The sequence below is a fragment of the Avibacterium sp. 20-132 genome, assembly GCF_023611925.1.
Lineage (GTDB): Bacteria > Pseudomonadota > Gammaproteobacteria > Enterobacterales > Pasteurellaceae > Avibacterium.
Map to the genome: position 1 here is coordinate 385,709 of NZ_CP091456.1, position 21,175 is coordinate 406,883.

At 40.5% G+C, this 21,175-nt stretch carries 17 protein-coding genes and 1 tRNA gene; 7 read left to right on the plus strand and 11 right to left on the minus strand.

The annotated features are described in order from the left end of the window. From hscA to gshAB, 3 genes are all read left to right on the plus strand, one after another. Complete coding sequence (hscA, locus tag L4F93_RS01705) at positions 1-1,866, plus strand: Fe-S protein assembly chaperone HscA (protein ID WP_250350833.1); 1,866 nt, start codon at positions 1-3, stop codon at positions 1,864-1,866. Positions 1,867-1,870: 4 nt separating this feature from the next. Beyond that, on the plus strand, positions 1,871-2,209 hold the full coding sequence (fdx, locus tag L4F93_RS01710) for an ISC system 2Fe-2S type ferredoxin (RefSeq protein WP_035686183.1): 339 nt from the start codon (positions 1,871-1,873) through the stop codon (positions 2,207-2,209). Between the two features lie 160 nt (positions 2,210-2,369). Continuing rightward, positions 2,370-4,646 carry a bifunctional glutamate--cysteine ligase GshA/glutathione synthetase GshB gene (gene gshAB, locus L4F93_RS01715; RefSeq protein WP_250350834.1) on the plus strand — a complete coding sequence of 759 codons (2,277 nt, stop codon included), beginning with the start codon at positions 2,370-2,372 and terminating at the stop codon, positions 4,644-4,646. Between the two features lie 79 nt (positions 4,647-4,725). Here gshAB and L4F93_RS01720 read toward each other — a convergent pair whose 3' ends face one another. From L4F93_RS01720 to L4F93_RS01735, 4 genes are all read right to left on the minus strand, one after another. Next, positions 4,726-5,100, minus strand: coding sequence for a hypothetical protein (locus L4F93_RS01720; protein ID WP_250350835.1), 375 nt, complete (start codon positions 5,098-5,100; stop codon positions 4,726-4,728). An 86-nt stretch (positions 5,101-5,186) separates the two neighbouring features. After that, complete coding sequence (manZ, locus tag L4F93_RS01725) at positions 5,187-6,017, minus strand: PTS mannose transporter subunit IID (RefSeq protein ID WP_103855754.1); 831 nt, start codon at positions 6,015-6,017, stop codon at positions 5,187-5,189. A 15-nt stretch (positions 6,018-6,032) separates the two neighbouring features. Beyond that, on the minus strand, positions 6,033-6,830 hold the full coding sequence (locus tag L4F93_RS01730) for a PTS mannose/fructose/sorbose transporter subunit IIC (RefSeq protein WP_250350836.1): 798 nt from the start codon (positions 6,828-6,830) through the stop codon (positions 6,033-6,035). A gap of 16 nt (positions 6,831-6,846) precedes the next feature. Beyond that, positions 6,847-7,821: a mannose/fructose/sorbose PTS transporter subunit IIB gene (locus tag L4F93_RS01735; protein WP_250350837.1), complete on the minus strand. Its 975-nt coding sequence runs from the start codon at positions 7,819-7,821 to the stop codon at positions 6,847-6,849. 238 nt (positions 7,822-8,059) lie between these two features. On the opposite strand from L4F93_RS01735, the gene L4F93_RS01740 reads away from it, so the two are divergent. Together L4F93_RS01740 and aspA are read left to right on the plus strand one after the other, a co-directional pair. Continuing rightward, positions 8,060-8,851 (plus strand): Cof-type HAD-IIB family hydrolase, encoded by a 792-nt coding sequence (locus tag L4F93_RS01740; RefSeq protein ID WP_250350838.1) that lies wholly within the window; start codon positions 8,060-8,062, stop codon positions 8,849-8,851. A gap of 160 nt (positions 8,852-9,011) precedes the next feature. Further along, on the plus strand, positions 9,012-10,439 hold the full coding sequence (gene aspA / locus L4F93_RS01745) for an aspartate ammonia-lyase (protein WP_250351599.1): 1,428 nt from the start codon (positions 9,012-9,014) through the stop codon (positions 10,437-10,439). 342 nt (positions 10,440-10,781) lie between these two features. On the opposite strand, the gene L4F93_RS01750 is transcribed toward aspA, so the two are convergent. Further along, positions 10,782-10,871: transfer RNA gene (locus L4F93_RS01750), tRNA-Ser, on the minus strand. Positions 10,872-11,036: 165 nt separating this feature from the next. Further along, entirely contained in the window at positions 11,037-13,895 is a 2,859-nt protein-coding gene (gene rne / locus L4F93_RS01755; RefSeq protein ID WP_250350839.1) for a ribonuclease E, read from the minus strand. A 434-nt stretch (positions 13,896-14,329) separates the two neighbouring features. Here rne and rluC point away from each other — a divergent pair, with 434 nt between their 5' ends. Then, entirely contained in the window at positions 14,330-15,307 is a 978-nt protein-coding gene (gene rluC, locus L4F93_RS01760; protein WP_250350840.1) for a 23S rRNA pseudouridine(955/2504/2580) synthase RluC, read from the plus strand. Positions 15,308-15,369: 62 nt separating this feature from the next. Here the strand turns inward: rluC and clpX are convergent, their stop codons facing one another. The 4 genes from clpX to lysM all read right to left on the minus strand — a co-directional run bounded on the left by clpX (position 15,370) and on the right by lysM (position 19,319). After that, the gene (gene clpX / locus L4F93_RS01765) at positions 15,370-16,602 is read right to left on the minus strand and encodes an ATP-dependent protease ATP-binding subunit ClpX (RefSeq protein ID WP_250350841.1); all 1,233 of its coding nucleotides are present in this window, start codon (positions 16,600-16,602) and stop codon (positions 15,370-15,372) included. A gap of 3 nt (positions 16,603-16,605) precedes the next feature. Then, positions 16,606-17,196: an ATP-dependent Clp endopeptidase proteolytic subunit ClpP gene (gene clpP, locus L4F93_RS01770; RefSeq protein WP_250350842.1), complete on the minus strand. Its 591-nt coding sequence runs from the start codon at positions 17,194-17,196 to the stop codon at positions 16,606-16,608. 183 nt (positions 17,197-17,379) lie between these two features. Next, positions 17,380-18,678 carry a trigger factor gene (gene tig / locus L4F93_RS01775; RefSeq protein ID WP_250350843.1) on the minus strand — a complete coding sequence of 433 codons (1,299 nt, stop codon included), beginning with the start codon at positions 18,676-18,678 and terminating at the stop codon, positions 17,380-17,382. A gap of 197 nt (positions 18,679-18,875) precedes the next feature. Next, positions 18,876-19,319: a peptidoglycan-binding protein LysM gene (gene lysM / locus L4F93_RS01780; RefSeq protein ID WP_250350844.1), complete on the minus strand. Its 444-nt coding sequence runs from the start codon at positions 19,317-19,319 to the stop codon at positions 18,876-18,878. 190 nt (positions 19,320-19,509) lie between these two features. On the opposite strand from lysM, the gene ypfJ reads away from it, so the two are divergent. After that, complete coding sequence (gene ypfJ / locus L4F93_RS01785; RefSeq protein WP_250350845.1) at positions 19,510-20,343, plus strand: KPN_02809 family neutral zinc metallopeptidase; 834 nt, start codon at positions 19,510-19,512, stop codon at positions 20,341-20,343. Between the two features lie 109 nt (positions 20,344-20,452). Here the strand turns inward: ypfJ and L4F93_RS01790 are convergent, their stop codons facing one another. Then, entirely contained in the window at positions 20,453-21,172 is a 720-nt protein-coding gene (locus tag L4F93_RS01790) for a pirin family protein (RefSeq protein ID WP_250350846.1), read from the minus strand. Positions 21,173-21,175: the final 3 nt, after the last annotated feature.

Consider the following 21,175-nt stretch of genomic DNA (forward strand, 5'->3'; position numbering starts at 1 on the left):
ATGGCTTTATTACAAATTGCTGAACCCGGACAAACTAGCGCACCGCATCAACATAAATTAGCGGTAGGCATTGATCTTGGTACAACAAATTCCCTTGTCGCCACGGTACGCAGTGGAATGGCAGAGATTTTATTGGATGAAAAAGAGCGTGCTTTAACGCCTTCCATTGTCAATTTTTCAGCTAATCAGCCAGTGCTTGTTGGCTATGAAGCCGGGGAATTAGCCAGTCTTGATCCACAAAATACCATTATCTCGGTGAAACGTTTAATCGGACGTTCTCTTGCAGATGTACAACATCGCTATGCAAATTTGCCTTACCGTTTTCAACAAAGCGAAAATGGCTTGCCTTTATTTGAAACCGCACAAGGCGTGCGTAGCCCGATTGAAGTCTCAAGCGAAATTCTGAAAAAACTGACCGCACTTGCGGAAAAACGTTTAGGCGGTGAGTTACAAGGTGCGGTAATTACTGTTCCCGCCTATTTTGATGATGCACAACGCCAAAGCACAAAAGATGCGGCAAAACTGGCGGGATTGAATGTGCTACGGTTACTCAATGAACCTACCGCAGCGGCGATTGCCTATGGCTTAGATAGCGAACAAGAGGGCGTGATAGCGGTTTATGATTTAGGCGGAGGCACCTTTGATATTTCTATTTTGCGTTTATCTAAAGGCGTCTTTGAAGTGCTTGCTACGGGCGGTGATACTGCGTTAGGTGGAGATGATTTCGATCATCTCATCGCAGATTGGATTGTCCAACAATCGGCAATTGCCCCACAAAATGATCAACAAACGCGTGAGCTTTGGCATTTAGCGAAACAAGTCAAAACCCATCTGTCTGAGGCACACAACGCCCCTATTGAATATTACGATTGGCAAGGTGAACTTCAGCGTGAAACCTTTAATCAATTGATTGAACCTTTAGTAAAACGCTCATTAATGGCGTGTCGCCGAGCATTAAAAGATGCTGGTATCAGCCCACAAGAAGTGCGAGAAGTGGTTATGGTAGGCGGTTCAACCCGTGTCCCCTTTGTGCGTGAAAAAGTCGGTGAGTTTTTCCAACGTGAACCATTAACCGCTATCGATCCCGATAAAGTTGTCGCACTTGGCGCGGCAATTCAAGCGGATATTTTGGTTGGTAATAAACCCGATAATGAAATGTTATTACTTGATGTGATCCCGTTATCTTTAGGTATTGAAACAATGGGGGGATTAGTGGAAAAAATTATTCCACGTAATACTACTATCCCTGTGGCAAGAGCGCAGGAGTTTACCACCTTTAAAGATGGGCAAACCGCAATGAGTGTACATATCGTACAAGGTGAACGTGAAATGGTGGCGGATTGTCGCTCACTTGCTCGCTTTACCTTAAGGGGAATTCCACCAATGGCAGCAGGGGCGGCACATATTCGTGTAACCTATCAAGTGGACGCAGATGGCTTGCTTAGCGTAACCGCAATGGAAAAATCCACTGGAGTGCAATCTTCTATTCAAGTTAAGCCTTCCTATGGGCTAACGGATGATGAAATTGCTGCAATGCTTAAAGCTTCAATGGAAAATGCCAAAGAAGATATCCAAGCACGCTTATTAGCAGAGCAACGAGTGGAAGCCACACGTGTGATCGAAAGTGTGCATTCCGCGTTACAGCAAGATGAAAGTTTACTTAATGATGAAGAATTAAGTGCGGTGAAAAATGCGTTAGTTTCACTGCAAGAATTAGTACAACAACAAGATAGCCTTGCAATTAAGCAAGGGATTAAAGCCTTAGATCGTGCGACGCAAGAATTTGCCGCACGTCGTATGGATAAATCAATTAGAACGGCGCTATCAGGCCATTCGATTGATGAAATTGAGAATTTTAAGGAATAGTATTATGGCTAAAGTCATTTTTTTACCTCACGAAACCCTTTGCCCAGAAGGAATGGTGGTGGATGCTGCCGAAGGCGATAATTTATTAGATGTAGCATTAGACGCTGGCATTGAAATTGAACACGCTTGCGATAAATCTTGTGCTTGCACAACCTGCCACGTTGTGATCCGTGAAGGATTTGACAGTTTAAATGAAAGTACCGAAGCAGAAGATGATATGCTGGATAAGGCTTGGGGCTTAGAAGTGGATAGCCGTCTAAGTTGTCAATGTCAAATTGGTAATGAAGATCTTGTGGTGGAAATTCCAAAATATAGCTTAAATCACGCAAGGGAAGAGCATTAAGCCGCTTTATTGCAGGCAAAACTTTATCAAGGCGGAGTTACCTCCGCCTCACTATTTTATATAGCAAAATCATCTAATTCATAAAGATTTAGTTTTTGCCTTTTTCCCCCTTAGCTTAGATAATAGTCAGCATTGTCCTGACCTGAATAGAAGGAAACATATGAAAATCCAACAAACCATTAAACAAAACCATCTTGGGCTATTATTCCAACAAGGCTCATTTGGGATTGAAAAAGAAAGCCAGCGTGTTCACGCTGATGGTTCTATCGTCACGACTGCACACCCTGAGGTTTTTGGTAATCGATCGTATCACCCTTATATTCAAACCGATTTTGCTGAAAGCCAAATGGAACTTATCACGCCTCCACAGAAAACATTAGAAGATAGTATTCGTTGGCTTTCTGCAATTCATCAAGTTGTGCTACGTTCTTTACCTGAAACCGAATATCTGTTTCCTTTGAGTATGCCAGCTGGCTTACCTGATGAGGAACAAATTAAAGTTGCACAATTAGACAATGCGGAGGATGTGGCTTACCGTGAGCATCTTGTGACCTCTTATGGTAAAAATAAGCAAATGGTGAGTGGTATTCATTACAACTTCCAGCTTGATCCTGAATTGGTACAAACGCTCTTCAAAGCACAATCAACATATCAAAGTGCGGTGCAATTTCAGAATGATTTATACCTTAAAATGGCGAAGAATTTTCTTCGTTATCAATGGGTCTTGCTGTATTTACTTGCAGCCACACCAACCGTACAAGATAATTATTTTAAACAAGGTAACCCATTAAAGGCGGGGCAATATGTTCGTAGCCTGCGTTCCAGCCAATATGGCTATGTTAATGCCCCTGAAATCAAAGTATCCTTTGATAGCATTGAGCAGTATGTTGAAAGCCTTGAGCATTGGGTAACATCAGGCAAACTGATTGCAGAAAAGGAATTTTATTCTAATGTTCGTTTACGAGGCGCAAAAAAAGCGCGCGAATTGCTTAATAACGGTATTCAATATTTAGAATTTAGATTGTTTGATCTGAATCCTTTTGAGCAATATGGTCTTTCACTTTCTGATGCAAAATTTATTCATTATTTTGTTTTATTAATGATTTGGCTTGATGAAACCGCCGATCAAAATGACGTAGAACTAGGCAAAGCAAGACTTGCCGAAGTGGCATTAGAAAACCCACTTTCAGCAACACAATATGCCGCAGAAGGTGAGCAATTATTACACCAATTATTAGCGATGTTACACACCATCAATGCGCCACAAGAAATCAGTGAAATTGTACAACAAAAATTGCAACAATTTGCTGACCCCACATTAACCATTGCTGGACGCTTAGTTCAAGCTATTGAAAAAGCAGGAGATTATCAGCGTTTAGGGGCAGAATTAGCACAGCAATATAAAGCCAACGCATTTGAACGTTTTTATGCACTCACTGCCTTTGATAATATGGAATTATCTACCCAAGCCCTATTATTTGATTTAATTCAAAAAGGCATTAAAACAGAAATTTTGGACGAACAAGATCAATTCCTTTGCTTGCAAGTGGGCGATCATATTGAATATGTAAAAAATGGCAATATGACCTCAAAAGATAGTTATATTTCCCCGTTAATTATGGAAAATAAAGTCGTAACCAAAAAAGTGCTACATAAAGCCGGTTTTAACGTGCCACAAAGTTTGGAATTTACTTCTGCTGCACAAGCCATCGCTAATTACGGTTTATTTGAAGGGCGAGCAGTGGTGATAAAACCAAAATCGACGAATTACGGCTTAGGGATTACCATTTTCCAACAAGGGGTAAGTAACCGCGAAGATTTTGCGAAAGCCATTGAAATCGCCTTTCGTGAAGATAAAGAAGTGATGGTGGAAGACTATCTAAGTGGCACAGAATACCGTTTCTTCGTGCTAGGTGATGAAACCCTTGCGGTATTATTGCGTGTTCCAGCCAATGTGGTGGGCGATGGCAAACATAGCGTCGCGGAATTAGTTGCCGCTAAAAATGATCATCCATTGCGTGGTGATGGTAGCCGTACGCCATTGAAAAAAATTGCGCTTGGGGATATTGAAAAACTGCAGCTCAAAGAACAAGGTCTCACCATTGATAGTGTGCCAGAGGCGGGACGTATTGTACAGTTACGTGCAAATTCAAATATCAGTACCGGCGGTGATAGCATTGATATGACCGATGAAATGCACCCAAGCTATAAAGCACTTGCTGTTGGTATAACCAAAGCAATGGGCGCAGCAGTCTGTGGGGTGGATCTCATCATTCCTGATCTACACAAACCCGCGGAAGCAAGTTTGCAATCTTGGGGCGTGATCGAAGCGAACTTTAACCCAATGATGATGATGCACATTTTCCCTTATTCCGGAAAATCTCGTCGCCTCACCTTGGACGTGATTAAAATGCTATTTCCAGAATTACCAAACTAAAGCGCGGTGTTTTTTTCTAAATTTTAATAAAAAATAGGCTTAATTTTTAAGCCTATTTTTTCCTTTCATAATATTATTTTTACTTTGCCAAGATTGACGTGGCATATTGTTGCAATGCCTGTAATTCTCTTTTTCCCTTTTCTGATAACACTTTATTATCTTGTAAAATTTGGCTCGAACGGGCAACAATAAATTCTAAATAGGTTTTATTGCCAAGTTTTTCAAATTGTTCTTTAGCAAAATACATATCAGCAAAATCTTTATTAATTTGTGAAAGCAATAATTTTTGCCCAACCAATATCATTAATGCGATAACAAGCGCAATCACTGTGCCGTAGCCTTTGGTTGGATAATAAGTGATACCACCGATAATAAAAAGTGCGGTGATTAATTTTGAACTATTTTTAAGGTAACTTTCATTTTCTGGGGGATTAATAAGATCTTTCAACTTCATCAGGAATTCCTTATTTATTCTTATTTTTAGCTTATTCACTATAATAAAAAAGCGGCTTTTTAACACCGCTCTTTAGTGACGTTTGATTAAGCTAAAATACCAAAATAATATCCCACAATACCTACACCGAATAAAGCAAAAATAATGTACATTGCATTAATTTTTTTCTGTAATAAGTACATACATAAGAATGTTAAACCTAACGCTGCAAGCCCGGGGAGCAGTTCATTTAATACGCTTTGTACTGTGGTAACAACCTCTTGCCCTTGCGAATTTACATAACGCGATAATTCAAGTGGAATATTGATGGTTGTCCATTTGGATACCAATGCCCCCATTACAAATAAACCGAGAATAGATGCTCCTTGCGTTAATTTTTGTAAGCGGCCGCCGCCCATATCTTGCACGATTTCCGTTCCTTTAGCATACCCATAATGAAAACCATACCAACGGGTTAACGCACGGAAAATATTAATACCGATGAAGAATAATAATGGTCCTAACAGGCTGCCACTAATAGCTAGCCCAGCACCTAATGCGGCAAGGACAGGGCGTAATGTCCCCCAGAAGATCGGATCACCAACGCCTGCGAGTGGTCCCATAAGCCCGACTTTCACCCCACTAATCGCCGCATCATCAATATCTGTCGCACCGTTAGCACGTTCTTGCTCCATTGCTGCAGTAACCCCAATGATTGATGAGGCGACCCAAGGTTGAGTATTAAAAAATTCAAGGTGGCGTTTTAATGCATCAGCCTGATCTTCTTTTTTGCTGTATAACCGTTTGATTGCGGGGATCATTGATACACAAAATCCCATTGCCTGCATACGCTCAAAGTTAAATGAGCCTAATAAAAATGTAGAACGCCAGTAAGTGCTACGAATATCTGCTTTAGTTAATTGTTTTTTCTCTGACATAATCAATTCCTTCTCTTATAGACCTTCAAGTTCATCATCAGCAAGTTCTTTTTTCACCTTTCCAGCTGGCAAGGTTGCCTGATTAAAACGCGGATTTAATTGGATATAAATTAATGCTAAACAAGCCCCTAATAACCCTAAGCCCACAAGGTTATAATTAGAGAAAGAGGCAATCACAAACCCTACAAAGAAAAATGGCATTAATGCACCAGCACGCATCATATTAATCACCATTGCATATCCCACAACAACGATAAAGCCCCCTGCAATTTGTAAGCCACGCGTTACCACTTCAGGAATTGCGTCTAACGCACTGGTTACAGTATCTGTACCTGCTACTAACGCAACAAAAAAAGTAGGAATAGCCACCCTCAATGCCTGTAATGCTAAGCCTGAGAAATGGCACAATTCAATACCTCTGAAATTTGCTTCTTTGGCAAAATCATCTGCTTTATGTTGTAAGAAAATTGTGATAGTTCGCACAAAAATAGTTAACACCTGCCCTGCCGCTGCCACTGGAATTGCAATGGCAATGGCTGTGCCTTTATCTTGTCCACCTTTTATCACCAAAATAGCAGCAATCACAGAAGCTAATGCAGCGTCTGGTGCCATTGCAGCCCCTACATTCATCCAACCAAGCGCCAACATCTCAAGTGTTCCACCAATAATCACGCCAGAGGTAATATCTCCTAGCACTAAACCGATCAAGGTACAAGCGACTAACGGGCGATGAGTTTGTCTTTCATCTAATACGCTCCCCATACCGCAAATAGCGGCAACGAGGGTAACGAGGATAATTTCCATAGTTGTCATAAATAAGTCCTCTTAATTAAAATTTTAATGCATCAAGTTTTTGTTTAGTTAATGGCTCTTTTGGACTACTTGCCACCTGCTGCAAGCTAAGCTCAACCCCTAAATCTAATAATTTGTAAAATGCGTCCACATCTTGTTGGTTTACTGTCACTGCTTGTGAAAGCTGTTGATTGCCTTCTTTGTAGGTCATCCCCCCCACATTCACTTTATCCACTTTTACACCGCCTTCAATTAAGCGAACAATATCTGTCGGATTAGTAACAAGCCACAGGATATTTTTCCCAGCATATTTAGGGTTGTGGTAAACCTTAATGGCTTTTTCTACAGGAATCACATAGGATTTCAAATGTTCTGGTGCAACTTGCAAGAGCAAATCACGACGGATAGGATCATCAGCAACCTCATCACTCACTGCAAAAATTGCCTCACACTTCACTGATTTTGCCCAAGAAGTTGCCACCTGACCGTGAATTAACCGACTATCAATACGCAATAATGAAATATTCATATTGCCAGAAAGTGCGGTGCTTTTTTCTGCTGTTTTTGTTGCCTCAAACGTTATAGCCTGCGCTGGTTCAGCCTGTTTTTTTGTTGTTTTTTCAGGCTGGAAAGATCGTACAGCGGCCACGCCCACTTCTTTTGCGGTATTTACCAGTTCATCAAGCGCAACAGAATCTTTAGCATCTAGCACTTCAAGAAGCATTGGTAAATTCACCCCTGTTACAATATCCGTATTTTCTCCACGTGTTGTGGCAACACGGCTTGCCGCGTTATACGGGCTACCACCAAATAAATCCACCAAAAATAAAACAGGTTCATTTTCTGGTAATTGCGCAATAATCGTTTGGTATTTCTCGATTAAATGTTCACCACCCTCACCCGGTAAAAAGGTTACAACGTGGGTATTTTCATCTTCGCCGTAAACCATTGCCGCTGAATTTACCAGTTCTTCTGAAAATTTACCGTGCGTTGCAACAATAATATGGGTCATATAACCTCCAAATTTAATTGAAAAAACGTTTCAGCAAAATAAAAAAAACAATGCAACCGTTTGCAATGCCTTGAAAGTGTAATCCTAATTTTTAGTAGATTAAATGTCTTTTTGCTGGAAATATGATCTACATCACAAAAAGAAACAAAGAAGAAATAAGCTATTTATTGAGCCTTTACTTTTTAATGAGGGATTTTTAGAATGGAAACGCAATTTGTCTGGAAAAGGAGTAATCGCAATGGCATATAAAATGGTTTTCTCGGATATGGACGGCACCTTGCTCAATAGCAAACATCAGATTAGTCCAACAACCTCCCAAGCCATACAAAATATTATGCGAAAAAACATTCCCTTTATTCCTGTATCAGCCCGCCCACCTTATGCCATTTTGCCCTATATGAAGCAGCTTTGTAATGATAATGAGATCATTTGTTATAGTGGCGCATTAATTTTAGATAAAAATCTCACCGCACTTTATTCTATTACCTTAGAAAATACGCTTTTACCCCAGCTAGAACGTATCTTAGACCATAATCCCGCTCTTTCGGTGAGCTATTACTCTCATCTTGATTGGTTTAGCACAAACCTAAACAACAGTTGGATTAAGCAAGAAAGCGAAATTACCGGGCTAATAGCAAAAGAAAAACCGCGACATTTAAGCAATATACATAAAATACTATTAATGGGAGACGCAGCCTATATTGAGCGAATTGAACCCTTACTCAAACAACAATTTCCACAGCTTGCTATCCACCGTTCTAAGAAAGAATATTTAGAGATAATGAATAAGGCTGCAACCAAGGCCAATGCCATTCAATTTATGGCACAAAGAGCAGCGGTAGATAAAGCTGATATTATTGCATTTGGTGATAATTTTAATGATCTTGATATGCTGCAATATGTAGGATTAGGAATCGCAATGGGAAATTCACCAGATGAAATTAAACGTCTTGCCAAACAAATCACCGCAACCAATGACGAAGACGGTATTGCGTTAAGTCTCAAGCAAATTTTTTCGCTTTCGTCTTAACATCATAAAATGGCTCTCCATATTAAAGCACAAAAAAATCTAATTCTAACGATAAATTAATATCTTAGATCCCTTTTACACAATGTGATCCAGCTCAATTTTTGCGTCTAATGAAATCACTATAATGGTTTTACAAACAACCTCACATAAGGAAATTATGATGCAAAATACACGTATTGAAATAGATTTATTAGGTGAACGTGAAGTACCCAATGAGGCTTACTGGGGCATTCATACTTTGCGTGCAATGGAAAATTTCAACATTTCAGACAAGACGATTTCTGATGTACCCGAATTTATCCGCGGAATGGTTATGGTGAAAAAAGCCACCGCACTTGCTAATGGTGAGTTAGGTGCGATTCCGAAAAAAATTGCTAATGCCATTGTTAAAGCCTGCGATGAAGTGCTAGAAAATGGACGTTGTATGGATCAATTCCCAACTGATGTATATCAAGGTGGTGCTGGGACTTCTGTCAATATGAATACGAATGAAGTCATTGCCAACCTTGCGTTGGAATTATTAGGGCATAAAAAAGGGGAATACGACATTATCAACCCAATGGATCACGTTAATGCCAGCCAATCCACCAACGATGCCTACCCGACAGGTTTCCGTATTGCGGTATATAACAGCATTATGCACTTGCTGAAAAATATCCGTTATCTACAAAAAGGGTTTGATGCAAAAGCAAAAGCTTTTTCTCATGTACTTAAAATGGGGCGTACTCAGTTACAAGATGCTGTTCCAATGACTGTAGGGCAAGAATTTAAAGCCTTCTCCGTGTTATTGGAAGAAGAAGTACGCAACCTAAAACGCACCGCAAAGTTATTACTTGAAGTCAATCTCGGCGCAACAGCAATCGGCACGGGTTTAAATACACCTGAAGGCTATGCAGAATTAGCAGTGAAATATCTCGCTGAAGTGAGCCAATTACCTTGCGTACCTTCGGAAAACTTGATTGAAGCCACTTCTGACTGTGGGGCTTATGTAATGGTTCACAGTGCTTTAAAACGTACTGCAGTGAAATTATCCAAAGTATGTAATGATTTACGTCTTCTCTCTTCTGGTCCACGAGCAGGTTTAAATGAAATCAATTTACCTGAATTACAGGCGGGTTCATCTATTATGCCAGCGAAAGTAAACCCTGTTGTACCAGAAGTGGTGAACCAAGTCTGTTTTAAAGTGATCGGTAACGATACCACTGTAACCTTCGCTGCCGAAGCAGGCCAATTACAGCTTAACGTAATGGAACCTGTCATTGGTCAAGCAATGTTTGAATCCATTGAGCTTCTCAACAATGCGTGTGTGAACTTACGTGATAAATGCGTGAATGGTATTACTGTCAATACAGATGTGTGCCAAAACTATGTCTTAAATTCCATTGGTATTGTTACTTATCTCAATCCATTTATTGGTCATCATAATGGGGATATCGTCGGTAAGATTTGTGCTGAGACAGGGAAAAGTGTACGCGAAGTAGTGCTAGAACGTGGCTTGCTGACAGAAGCACAACTCGATGATATTTTATCGCTAGAAAACCTAATGAATCCTCGTTATAAAGCAACGCGCTTTACTGAAGAGAAATAAGCGCATTAAATTAAATCATCAAGTGCGGTGAAAAATTCCCAACTTTTCCACCGCACTTATTTTTTTATGAGTGAAAAGGTTTGGTTACTAAAAATATCGCTAAAGGCAATAATATTTACCATTTGAAGAACTTTTCAAAATTCCCAATCTGCTTATTTCTTTGAATAAAGGTTTTTTATTATACAAATAAGTCTTTATGTCAAAAGAAATGACGTATAGGTATGCATATTAAGTTGTCTCTATATTGCCTTATTTTGATTGAAAAAAGATAAAGAGAAAATAATAGAAAATCTAGGTAAAGAAAAAGCCCTCTTATTTAAGAGGGCTTTTTCAAAAATTTGATGGCGGAGGAAGTGAGATTCGAACTCACGGAGGGCGTAAACCCTCGCCGGTTTTCAAGACCGGTGCCTTCAACCACTCGACCATTCCTCCGTGATTTAAGCGAGGTGAATAATACGAATTTTGCTATACCAAGTCAAGCAGGAAAATAAAAAATTAATTTGATTGCTTTTTTTTACAGCAACTTGTTTAGCACTTAAACAAAAAACCGAGCATTAAAACAATTAATGCTCGGTTTTATTTCTACCAAAAGAAGAATTATTCTTCCGCTACTGCTTTAGTTGGCTCGGAATAAACGTGGCTAATCGCACTATGATGACCTGCCGAACCACGCCCATAAAAATAATAGCGCGACTCTTTCCATTCAACGATTGGGTAAGCCGTATTTTCACTTTCAATCGCTTTCGCTAATGTCATTTGTGCTTGGGTATGTTGAACGGCAGATACCGTACCTAAACGCCCAGTAAATTCATAAGTGCGGTCAGTTTTTTCCTCAATTTTTTCTGATTGAGGTAAATTTTCTACTGCATTTGCCGTTGGCTCCGCACTCGCTGAATTCAAACGTTGTAAAGAAGCTTGTACTTTTTTCTCCACGGATTCATTTGCCGGCTGAGTAACAAATCCTGCTAAGGGTTTAGGCTCGTCAGCACTGCTTTGCACGATTAATTTCGTTGCAGGCGTGATCACTTCTGCTTCTGATTCTGATTCTGATTCTGCTTTATTATTTTGTTGTTCAAGCAATTCATCGACAGACAAAAATGCGTTGCCTTTATTATTGATGAAGGCACTACTATCAATCCACACTTTACCACTCGCTAATTCAGGCGATGCCACGGCGGAAAATAATGGCATTGGTGATTTTTCTTCACCTTGCGATTGACGGCGACGACGAGGGTTATTCACGCGTAAATGGCGTGGTAAACGGCGGCGATTATCACGCTGTTTTTCATCGTTATCTGTATTCACCTCAATATCAACAACAGGGGCGACCACATTTTCTACGGGGCTTACTTCAACCATATCTTTGGGAGCAGCTTCCACTGCCACTGGATGTGTTTCCACCGTATCTGTCATTTCTGTTATTGGTGCAATAGGTGCTTGAACGTCGGCAACTCGCACTTTTTTGCGTAAATCACGGCGCTGACGACGTGGCTGAACCTGTTCAACCACTTCCTCAATTACCTTCGTTTCTGCAAGGTTAGTTTGGTAGTTGTCATCAATCTGTGCTTTTTTTGCCTTACGAGAGGAACGGGCCTCTTGATCTAGCGCTTTATCTTGACGCTTATCTTCCACATTACGCCCGCTTTCATTACGATTACGACGCGTGTTACGACGCTCTTGATTGCGGCGGCGGTTATTTTTATTGGAACGATTTGGCGTTTTCTTTGTTTCTTTTTCTTCCACAAAGAGCGCTTTAATTTTTGCTAAAATGCGAGAAATAAGTGAAGGTTTATTTTCTTTCTTTGCCACAGGCATTGGTGCCGGCGTTTCTATCGCGAGAGAGACTGCAGCATTTTCCAACACACTTTCTGTGGTTACTGCTGCCGTTTCAATATTACGCGTAACTAAAGATTCTTCTGCAATAAAGCTATCCTCTTTGTCTTGATGCAATTTGGCTAAATTATAACTTAGCTCATTCACATCCTCCCCTTCGCGTACTCGGAACACGCTGAAATGTGGGGTTTCCATTGCTTCATTTGGGGCAACCACAATATCTACATTATGACGTTTTTCAATGCTACTAATGGCTTTACGTTTTTCATTTAATAGGTAAGATGCAATCTGAACAGGCACAATGGTATGTACCTGTTTGGTATTTTCTTTGATTGCCTCTTCTTCCAATAAACGCAAAATGGATAACGAAAGTGATTCATTATCACGAATTTTCCCCGTGCCTTGACAACGTGGACAAATGTGGTGAGAAGATTCCCCTAAAGATGGGCTTAAGCGCTGACGGCTCATTTCCAATAGACCGAAACGAGAAATACGGCTAATTTGGATTCGCGCACGATCTTGGCGTACCGCATCACGTATGCGATTTTCCACTTCACGTTGATGACGAATTGGGGTCATATCAATGAAGTCAATCACAATTAGCCCACCTAAATCGCGCAAGCGTAATTGGCGTGCAATTTCATCAGCGGCTTCAAGATTGGTGTTGAGTGCGGTTTCTTCAATATCACCACCACGGGTTGAACGGGCCGAGTTAATATCAATCGCCGTGAGTGCTTCTGTCACATCAATGACAATAGAGCCGCCCGATGGTAAGCGCACTTCTCGTTGAAATGCAGATTCAATTTGCGATTCAATTTGATAGTGGCTGAATAGTGGCACTTCCCCCTGATAGAGTTTGACACGATTGATAAAATCAGGACGGACTAACTTAATATGGGCTTTTGCTTTTTCGTAAATTTTTTGGTTATCAATCAAAATTTCGCCAATATCACGGCGTAAATAATCACGAATCGCGCGTACAATCACATCACTTTCTTGGTGAATTAAGAAAGGAGCAGGACGGCTTTCAGAGGCTTGCTTAATGGCTTCCCAGTGATGTAAAAGCACTTTTAAATCCCACTGTAATTCCTCAGGGGATTTGCCCACACCGGCCGTGCGTACGATTAACCCTACGCCTTCAGGCACATCAAGAGAGCTTAAGGCTTCTTTTAATTCTAAACGTTCTTCCCCTTCAATGCGGCGAGAAATCCCTCCCGCTCTTGGGTTATTTGGCATAATCACCAAATAGCTACCCGCTAAGGAAACGAAGGTGGTCAGTGCTGCGCCTTTATTACCACGTTCTTCTTTGTTGACTTGAACGATGACTTCTTGTCCCTCGTGCAAAATATCACGAATATTTGGACGACCTTGATACACATAATCAGCAGGGAAGTATTCACGGGCAATTTCTTTTAAAGGTAGGAAACCGTGGCGTTCTGCACCGTAATCCACAAAGGCAGCTTCTAAGCTAGGTTCAACGCGAGTGATACGGCCTTTATAGATATTGGCCTTTTTTTGTTCGTGACCCGGATTTTCGATATCCAAGTCAAATAGGCGTTGTCCATCAACGAGGGCAACACGCAACTCCTCTTTTTGGGTTGCGTTAATTAACATTCTTTTCATTCGATTTTCTCTTATATTTTCATTTTAAATTTGTCATAAAAAACCACCGCACTTTGGCTTCGCAATCGACCTCGTGTCTGTCGCAAAATGTCATTCTCTCGACTGTCAGTTGCTGGGTGCATTGATTGCGTTATCGAAACATAATTTTCGATACAAACAAAATGATTGAAATATTATTTTGCAAGCGTGGATGATTTTTATCACTCTTATTGTCCATTTTTCTGTTATCGCTGTAACAAAATCAAATTAGACAAATTTATTTTATAAAACAACGTCTTATGCCGTTTGCTGCGTTATTTTTAAGGTTATCTCATTTTTCCCAGTAAGCTGGCAAAAATTCGCCCTATTATCTAACGATAGGGATTTTTTAGCAAGGTAAATCCGCGTATTTATGCTATAATCCGCCCAATTTAGCAAACGATAAAATGAAACCAATGTTTAACAAAACTGATGAAAAAATTGTAAATCCTCGCGTAACAATGTTGCAGATTAGTGAAGATGAAGCAGGGCAACGCATTGATAACTATCTGTTAGCTAAGCTCAAAGGCGTGCCAAAAAGTTTAATCTATCGCATTTTACGCAAGGGTGAAGTGCGGGTGAATAAAGGGCGAATTAAGCCTGAATACAAATTGCAAAGTGGTGATATTGTGCGCGTACCGCCAGTTCGTGTGAGTGAAAAAGCCCAAGCCCCCGTATCAAAAAAACTGAATAAAGTCGCCCAATTAGAGCAACAAATTATTTTTGAAGATGAGGCTTTATTGGTACTGAATAAACCTTCTGGCATTGCAGTACACGGTGGCAGTGGATTAGATTTTGGCGTGATTGAAGCCTTGAGAGCATTACGCCCTGAAGCCCGTTTTTTAGAATTAGTACACCGTTTGGATCGTGATACCTCGGGCATTTTATTAGTGGCGAAAAAGCGTTCTGCGCTACGTCATTTGCACGAGCAACTGCGTAATAAAACCGTGCGTAAAGACTATCTTGCTTTAGTGCGTGGGCAGTGGCAATCTCATTGCAAAGCCATTAAAGCCCCGTTACTGAAAAATGAATTGGCAGGTGGAGAACGAATTGTGCGCGTCAGCGAACAAGGAAAGCCCTCAGAAACCTTATTTAGTATTGAAGAACGCTATGACAACGCCACGTTAGTGAAAGCCTCTCCTGTGACAGGGCGAACGCATCAAATTCGTGTGCATACGCAATATGCAGGTCATCCTATTGCCTTGGATAGCAAATATGGGGATAAACAGTTTGACAGTCAAATGGCGGAATTAGGATTAGAGCGGTTATTTTTACACGCCTACTCGATCCGCCTAGAACACCCAAAAACTCAAGAGACATTAACGATCACCGCACCACTTGAGAATACGCTCAAAGCGATCTTAAAACGCTTACGCCAACAAAAATTTAGCTAAAAATAAGTGCGGTAGAAAAAATTGAAAAATTTCTACCGCACTTTGTTTTAAGCTAATCTCACTTAAGATTTATAAATCATTTTCGGGGGTTCGTTAGCCACGACTGTATTTTCATCAATAACTACTTTTTCAAGGTTTTCGATTGATGGCAAGTCATACATTGTGTCAAGCAACAACCCTTCCACAATAGCGCGTAAACCACGCGCGCCTGTTTTACGTTCAATGGCTTTCTTCGCCATTGCGACTAAGGCTTCGTGAGTGAATTCAAGGGTTACTTCTTCAAAACCAAATAAGGCTTGATATTGCTTAGTGAGTGCGTTTTTCGGCTCGGTGAGAATTTGGATCAAGGCGTCTTCATCCAATTCTGCCAGCGGTGCAATGACAGGCAAACGTCCGATAAATTCTGGAATTAAGCCAAATTTCATTAAATCATCTGGCTCAACTTGGGTGAATAATTCCGTTAGGGTGGCTTTGTTATCCTGCCCTTTCACTTCTGCCCCAAAACCAATACTACTTCCAACGTGAACACGTTTTTCTACGATTTTCTCTAAGCCTGCAAATGCCCCTCCACAAATGAACAAGATTTTAGAGGTATCAAGGCGTAGCATTTCTTGCTGTGGATGTTTACGTCCGCCTTGTGGTGGAATAGACGCAACGGTACCTTCAATTAATTTAAGCAAGGCTTGTTGCACGCCTTCGCCAGATACGTCGCGGGTGATTGAGGCATTTTCTGATTTACGGGTGATTTTATCAATCTCATCAATGTAAATGATGCCTTTTTCTGCTTTTTCGATGTCATAATCACAGTTTTGCAATAATTTTTGCAACACGTTTTCGACATCTTCTCCCACATATCCAGCCTCAGTTAAGGTGGTGGCATCAGCCATTGCAAAAGGCACATTCAAGGTTCTTGCTAAGGTTTCCGCGAGCAACGTTTTTCCGCTTCCTGTTGGTCCAATCAACAAAATGTTACTTTTACCTAATTCAACTTCATCAGATTTATACCCGACTTGTTGGCGTTTATAATGATTATATACCGCTACCGCAAGCACTTTTTTCGCATAATCTTGCCCGATCACATAATCGTCCAAGTGCGCGCGAATTTGGTGTGGAGTTGGTAATTCTGTGGTTTTATTCGCCTCTGCTTGCTCTTGCTTTTCTGCATCAACAAGCAAATTATGACAAAGCTCAATACATTCATTACAAATTGCGCCGTCTTCTCCTGCGATCAATTTTTGTACTTCACTGCGTTCTTTGCCACACATTGAGCAATGTGGCTGTTTTTCTGTTGTCATCGCTTATTCCGTTTCTCTTTTTACTAGTACTTCATCAATTAAACCGTATAATTTTGCCTGTTCTGCTGACATAAAATTATCACGATCCGTATCTTGTTCTACTTTCTCAAAAGGCTGTCCTGTGTGGAATGCTAATCTTTCATTCAACGTACGCTTAATTTTTAAGATTTCTTGTGCGTGGATGTGAATGTCAGAAGCTTGTCCACGATACCCGCCTAAAGGTTGGTGAATCATCACACGGGCATTTGGCAATGCGGCACGTTTACCCGGTGCGCCCCCAGCTAATAAAAATGCACCCATTGAGCAAGCTTGTCCAATACATAGGGTACGCACATCTGGTTTAATAAATTGCATAGTGTCATAAATTGCCATTCCTGCCGTCACCACGCCGCCGGGTGAGTTGATATAAAGACTAATATCTTTATCTGGGTTTTCTGATTCTAAAAACAGCAGTTGGGCCACGATTAAATTGGCCATATTGTCTTCAACTTGACCGCTTAGAAAAATAATACGCTCTTTTAATAAACGTGAGTAAATATCGTAAGAACGTTCGCCACGTGCGGTTTGTTCAACCACCATAGGAATTAAAGCCATCGTATTCTCCATCGGTTTTCCTTTTGTATCAAAGAGTTATAAAAATTATAGTAAATTGAATTTAACCCATTGCCTTACACTGAATTAAGTTCAATCCACTTGATGTGGTGAATTATATAACAAAAGTGCGGTCATTTTTGTGAAAAAAACGACCGCACTTTGAAATCAATGAGTTACAGCAAATTATGCTTGTGGATTCATTACTTCATCAAATGATGCTGGTTTTTCAGTTACCTGTGCTTTCGCTAATACGGCATCAATTGCTTGATCTTCTAAAACAACGTTACGAATATTGTTCATTAATTCTTTGTTGTTTTTATAATATTCCACCACTTCTGATGGTTGTTCGTAAGCAGATGCAATATCTTGAATCATTGCGTCAGCGCGCGCTTCGTCTGCTTTTAATTCATTTGATGCAATCACTTCAGAAAGTAATAAACCAACTTGAACGCGACGTTTTGCTTGCTCTTCAAATAATTCACGTGGTAATTGTGCCGCTTGTTGCTGATTTCCACCAAAACGTTGTGCCGCTTGCTGACGTAAAACCTCAATCTCTTGCTCAACCGCAGCCGCAGGAACATCAATTGGGTTTTGTTCAATTAACCCTTCAATAACTTGGTTTTTCACGCGTGCTGTTAAGGCGTTTTTCAACTCACGTTGCATATTTTTGGCAATTTCTGTGCGTAAATCTGCCACGGTTTTGGTATTTGGACCAAATTTCGCTACAAATTCATCCGTTAATTCTGGTAATACCATCACTTCTACTTTTTTCAACGTAATAGCAAATTTTGCCGCTTTACCTTTTAAGTTTTCAGCGTGATATTCTTCTGGGAAGGTAACATCAATATCAAATTGCTCACCCGCTTTATGACCAATAATGCCTTCTTCAAAGCCTGGGATCATTCGACCTTGTCCCATTGCTAATACGAAATCAGTGGCTTTTCCGCCCTCAAATTCTTCACCATCAACGGTACCAACAAAGTCGATTGTGACACGATCATCTGCTTTTGCTGGCTCTTGGGTTTCTTCCCAGGTTGCTTGCTGTTTGCGTAACACATCAACCATTTTATCAATGTCTGCTTCACTGATTTCAACAACCGGTTTTTCTACTTTAATTTGATCTAAACCTTTCAACTCCACTTCTGGATACACTTCAAAGGTTGCTGTGAAAACAAGATCTTTACCTGCTTCAAACTGTTCAACGTTGAAACTTGGACGACCAGCAAGATTTACTTTGCTATCAACAAGTACATTGAAGAAGTGTTTCTGTAATAAATCACCTAATACATCTTGACGCACAGATGCCCCAAAACGTTTTTCAATAATATGTGGGGGAACTTTACCTTTACGGAAACCATCTACGCGTGCATTTTTTGCTACGCGTTTTAATTCTTCACGCACCGCTTGATCTACGGTTTCAGCAGGAACGGTGATAGCGACACGACGCTCAAGACCTTGAGTTGTTTCAATATTAAATGACATTATGTTACCTCAAAATGAATTTGCACTCGGCGAATACTAACACCGAACACGTTAGTAAATAAAAGTTAAAAAGACATCAAATTATAGCGATACAACGCTCGCCCGTCGAGATATTGAGAAATAAAAAACCACAACTGGCTATTTTTTACACTAAAAAAAGAAAAGCCTTACAAAATAAGGCTTTTGCGTTAGTGTTATTAAAGTGATTTTGGTAAACGAATTTTCTGTCCCGGAAAGATCTTATCCGCATCTTTGATCACTTCTTTGTTTGCCTCAACAATCGCGGTGTATTTTGCGCCATTCCCATAGGTTTTTTCTGCAATTTTCCAAAGGGTATCGCCTTTTTGGATCACATAAAACTCTTCATCAGTAGCTAAACGCTCACCGTTCTCAATCGCTACCCCTTCGACATTCACCGAATTAATGCCTACCACGTTGCCCGCCATTAAAATGGCTTTTTCCAATGCTTCCGCTGATGTGGCATTGCCTTCAATTTTCGCCACCCCCTCTTCGACTTTGACAGAAAGATTTTCCACGCCCGGATTATCTTCTGCAATGTGTTTTTCCACGGCTTCAGAGGCATCTTCTTCTTTTGAGAAAAGTTTTCGACCGATGTCACCAACAAAATCAAATAAACCCATTTTTTGCTCCTTATTTATAAAACATTGAGTTCGGCTGCTAACCTTACCCAATTCACCTTCATAAGTCTATATACCTTCTATAAATAATCTTGATCTTTACATTAATTGAAAATTCTTCGCAAAAAAAGCACCGCGCTTTTCTTTCTTTTATACTAAAATAGCCGCCAATTTTAGTTATTAAGGAAAAATTATGCGTTGGCAAGGTCGTAGAGAAAGTTCTAATGTGGAAGACAGAAGAAGTGCAAGGGGCAGTTTCGGCGGTGGTAAAAAAACGGGCGTACTCGGCTTTATTATTTTACTGGTTGGTGCTTATTATGGTGTTGATTTATCAGGGCTTGTTGGTACACCTGATTTTGGTAGTCAAACTCACCAAATGACAGTGAACAGCCAAGAAGAGCAAGAGCTAAACAGCCTTTCTCGCGTGGTATTAGCGGATACAGAAACGGTGTGGAGTAATTATTTCGCGCAAAAAAATCAGCGCTATGTCCCACCTATTATGGTACTGTATAACGGTGCAACGTCCACCGCTTGCGGTACAGGGCAATCTGCAATGGGACCATTTTATTGTCCTAACGATCATCGTGTTTATTTGGATTTGTCGTTTTATCGTGATATGAAACATCAACTCGGGGCGGAAGGAGAATCCGCTTTCGCCTATGTCATCGCACACGAAGTCGGACATCATATCCAAAACTTACTTGGCATTTTGCCGAAAGTACATCGAGCGCAACAAAGCCTTAGCCAAGCGCAAGCGAATCAGCTTTCCGTTAAGTTAGAATTACAGGCAGACTGTTTTGCTGGTGTATGGGCTAATCAAGCAGCAAAAACGGGATTATTTGAAGCAGGTGACTTAGAAAAAGCCTTCCGTGCCGCTGAGGCAGTAGGGGACGATCGCTTACAAAAACGCTCACAAGGCTATGCCGTACCAGACAGCTTTACCCACGGCACCTCAGCACAGCGTTTAACGTGGTTTAAACGCGGTTTACAAACGGGTCAGCCAAGTCAATGTAACACGTTTAATTAATGGGCAAATAAAGAGAGATTAAGTGCGGTAGAAAAATTAAACATTTTACACCGCACTTATGTTTTATAAAAAATTGCTTATCTTTTGGGATAAGCAATTTTTTAAGCCCTTATTGTGGCAATACCATTGGTACTTCCATTAATAAAATTTCTGTATCAGAATCAGCCACCACATCAAAACTTGCGGTATCCCAAATACCTAAACCATCACGGCTTGATAGCTGTTTTCCAGCAATCGTTGCATTACCTTTTAGTACAAAAGCATACACACCATTGCCTGCTTTATGTAGGTCATATATTTTGCTTGTACCCTGATCAAATTTTGCAAGAAAGAACCACGCATCTTGGTGAATCCATACGCCTTCATCATCCGCATTTGGTGAAAGAATTTGTTGGAAATCGTTGCGTCTTTCCCCTTCCACAATACGCATTTGCTGATAACGAGGTGCTACATTACGTTGATTAGGAAATACCCAAATTTGCAAAAATTGCACTGGCATATCCGCATTTGGGTTCATTTCGCTATGTGTAATGCCTGTTCCCGCAGACATCACTTGAATATCACCTTGGCGAATAACACCGCCGTTACCCATACTATCTTTGTGAGCTAAATCGCCGTTTAATGGAATGGAAATGATTTCCATATTATCGTGCGGATGCGTGCCAAACCCCATTCCCCCCTCAACATAATCATCATTAATTACACGTAAAGCGCCGAAATGTATGCGATTAGGATCGTAATAATTCGCAAAGCTAAAAGTATGACGGCTTTTTAACCAACCGTGATTAGCATTACCACGGCTATTTGCTGAATGAAATACAGTATTCATATT

Bases quoted from the DNA above. Each gene is read 5' to 3' on its own strand.
- tig (WP_250350843.1), bottom strand. From the start codon at position 18,678: ATGTCATTTAATATTGAAACAACTCAAGGTCTTGAGCGTCGTGTCGCT.
- clpX (WP_250350841.1), bottom strand. From the start codon at position 16,602: ATGACAACAGAAAAACAGCCACATTGCTCAATGTGTGGCAAAGAACGC.
- L4F93_RS01740 (WP_250350838.1), top strand. From the start codon at position 8,060: ATGGCATATAAAATGGTTTTCTCGGATATGGACGGCACCTTGCTCAAT.
- L4F93_RS01790 (WP_250350846.1), bottom strand. From the start codon at position 21,172: ATGAATACTGTATTTCATTCAGCAAATAGCCGTGGTAATGCTAATCAC.
- L4F93_RS01720 (WP_250350835.1), bottom strand. From the start codon at position 5,100: ATGAAGTTGAAAGATCTTATTAATCCCCCAGAAAATGAAAGTTACCTT.
- aspA (WP_250351599.1), top strand. From the start codon at position 9,012: ATGCAAAATACACGTATTGAAATAGATTTATTAGGTGAACGTGAAGTA.
- clpP (WP_250350842.1), bottom strand. From the start codon at position 17,196: ATGGCTTTAATTCCTATGGTGGTTGAACAAACCGCACGTGGCGAACGT.
- rne (WP_250350839.1), bottom strand. From the start codon at position 13,895: ATGAAAAGAATGTTAATTAACGCAACCCAAAAAGAGGAGTTGCGTGTT.
- L4F93_RS01735 (WP_250350837.1), bottom strand. From the start codon at position 7,821: ATGACCCATATTATTGTTGCAACGCACGGTAAATTTTCAGAAGAACTG.
- ypfJ (WP_250350845.1), top strand. From the start codon at position 19,510: ATGCGTTGGCAAGGTCGTAGAGAAAGTTCTAATGTGGAAGACAGAAGA.
- hscA (WP_250350833.1), top strand. From the start codon at position 1: ATGGCTTTATTACAAATTGCTGAACCCGGACAAACTAGCGCACCGCAT.
- L4F93_RS01730 (WP_250350836.1), bottom strand. From the start codon at position 6,830: ATGACAACTATGGAAATTATCCTCGTTACCCTCGTTGCCGCTATTTGC.
- gshAB (WP_250350834.1), top strand. From the start codon at position 2,370: ATGAAAATCCAACAAACCATTAAACAAAACCATCTTGGGCTATTATTC.
- fdx (WP_035686183.1), top strand. From the start codon at position 1,871: ATGGCTAAAGTCATTTTTTTACCTCACGAAACCCTTTGCCCAGAAGGA.
- lysM (WP_250350844.1), bottom strand. From the start codon at position 19,319: ATGGGTTTATTTGATTTTGTTGGTGACATCGGTCGAAAACTTTTCTCA.
- rluC (WP_250350840.1), top strand. From the start codon at position 14,330: ATGTTTAACAAAACTGATGAAAAAATTGTAAATCCTCGCGTAACAATG.
- manZ (WP_103855754.1), bottom strand. From the start codon at position 6,017: ATGTCAGAGAAAAAACAATTAACTAAAGCAGATATTCGTAGCACTTAC.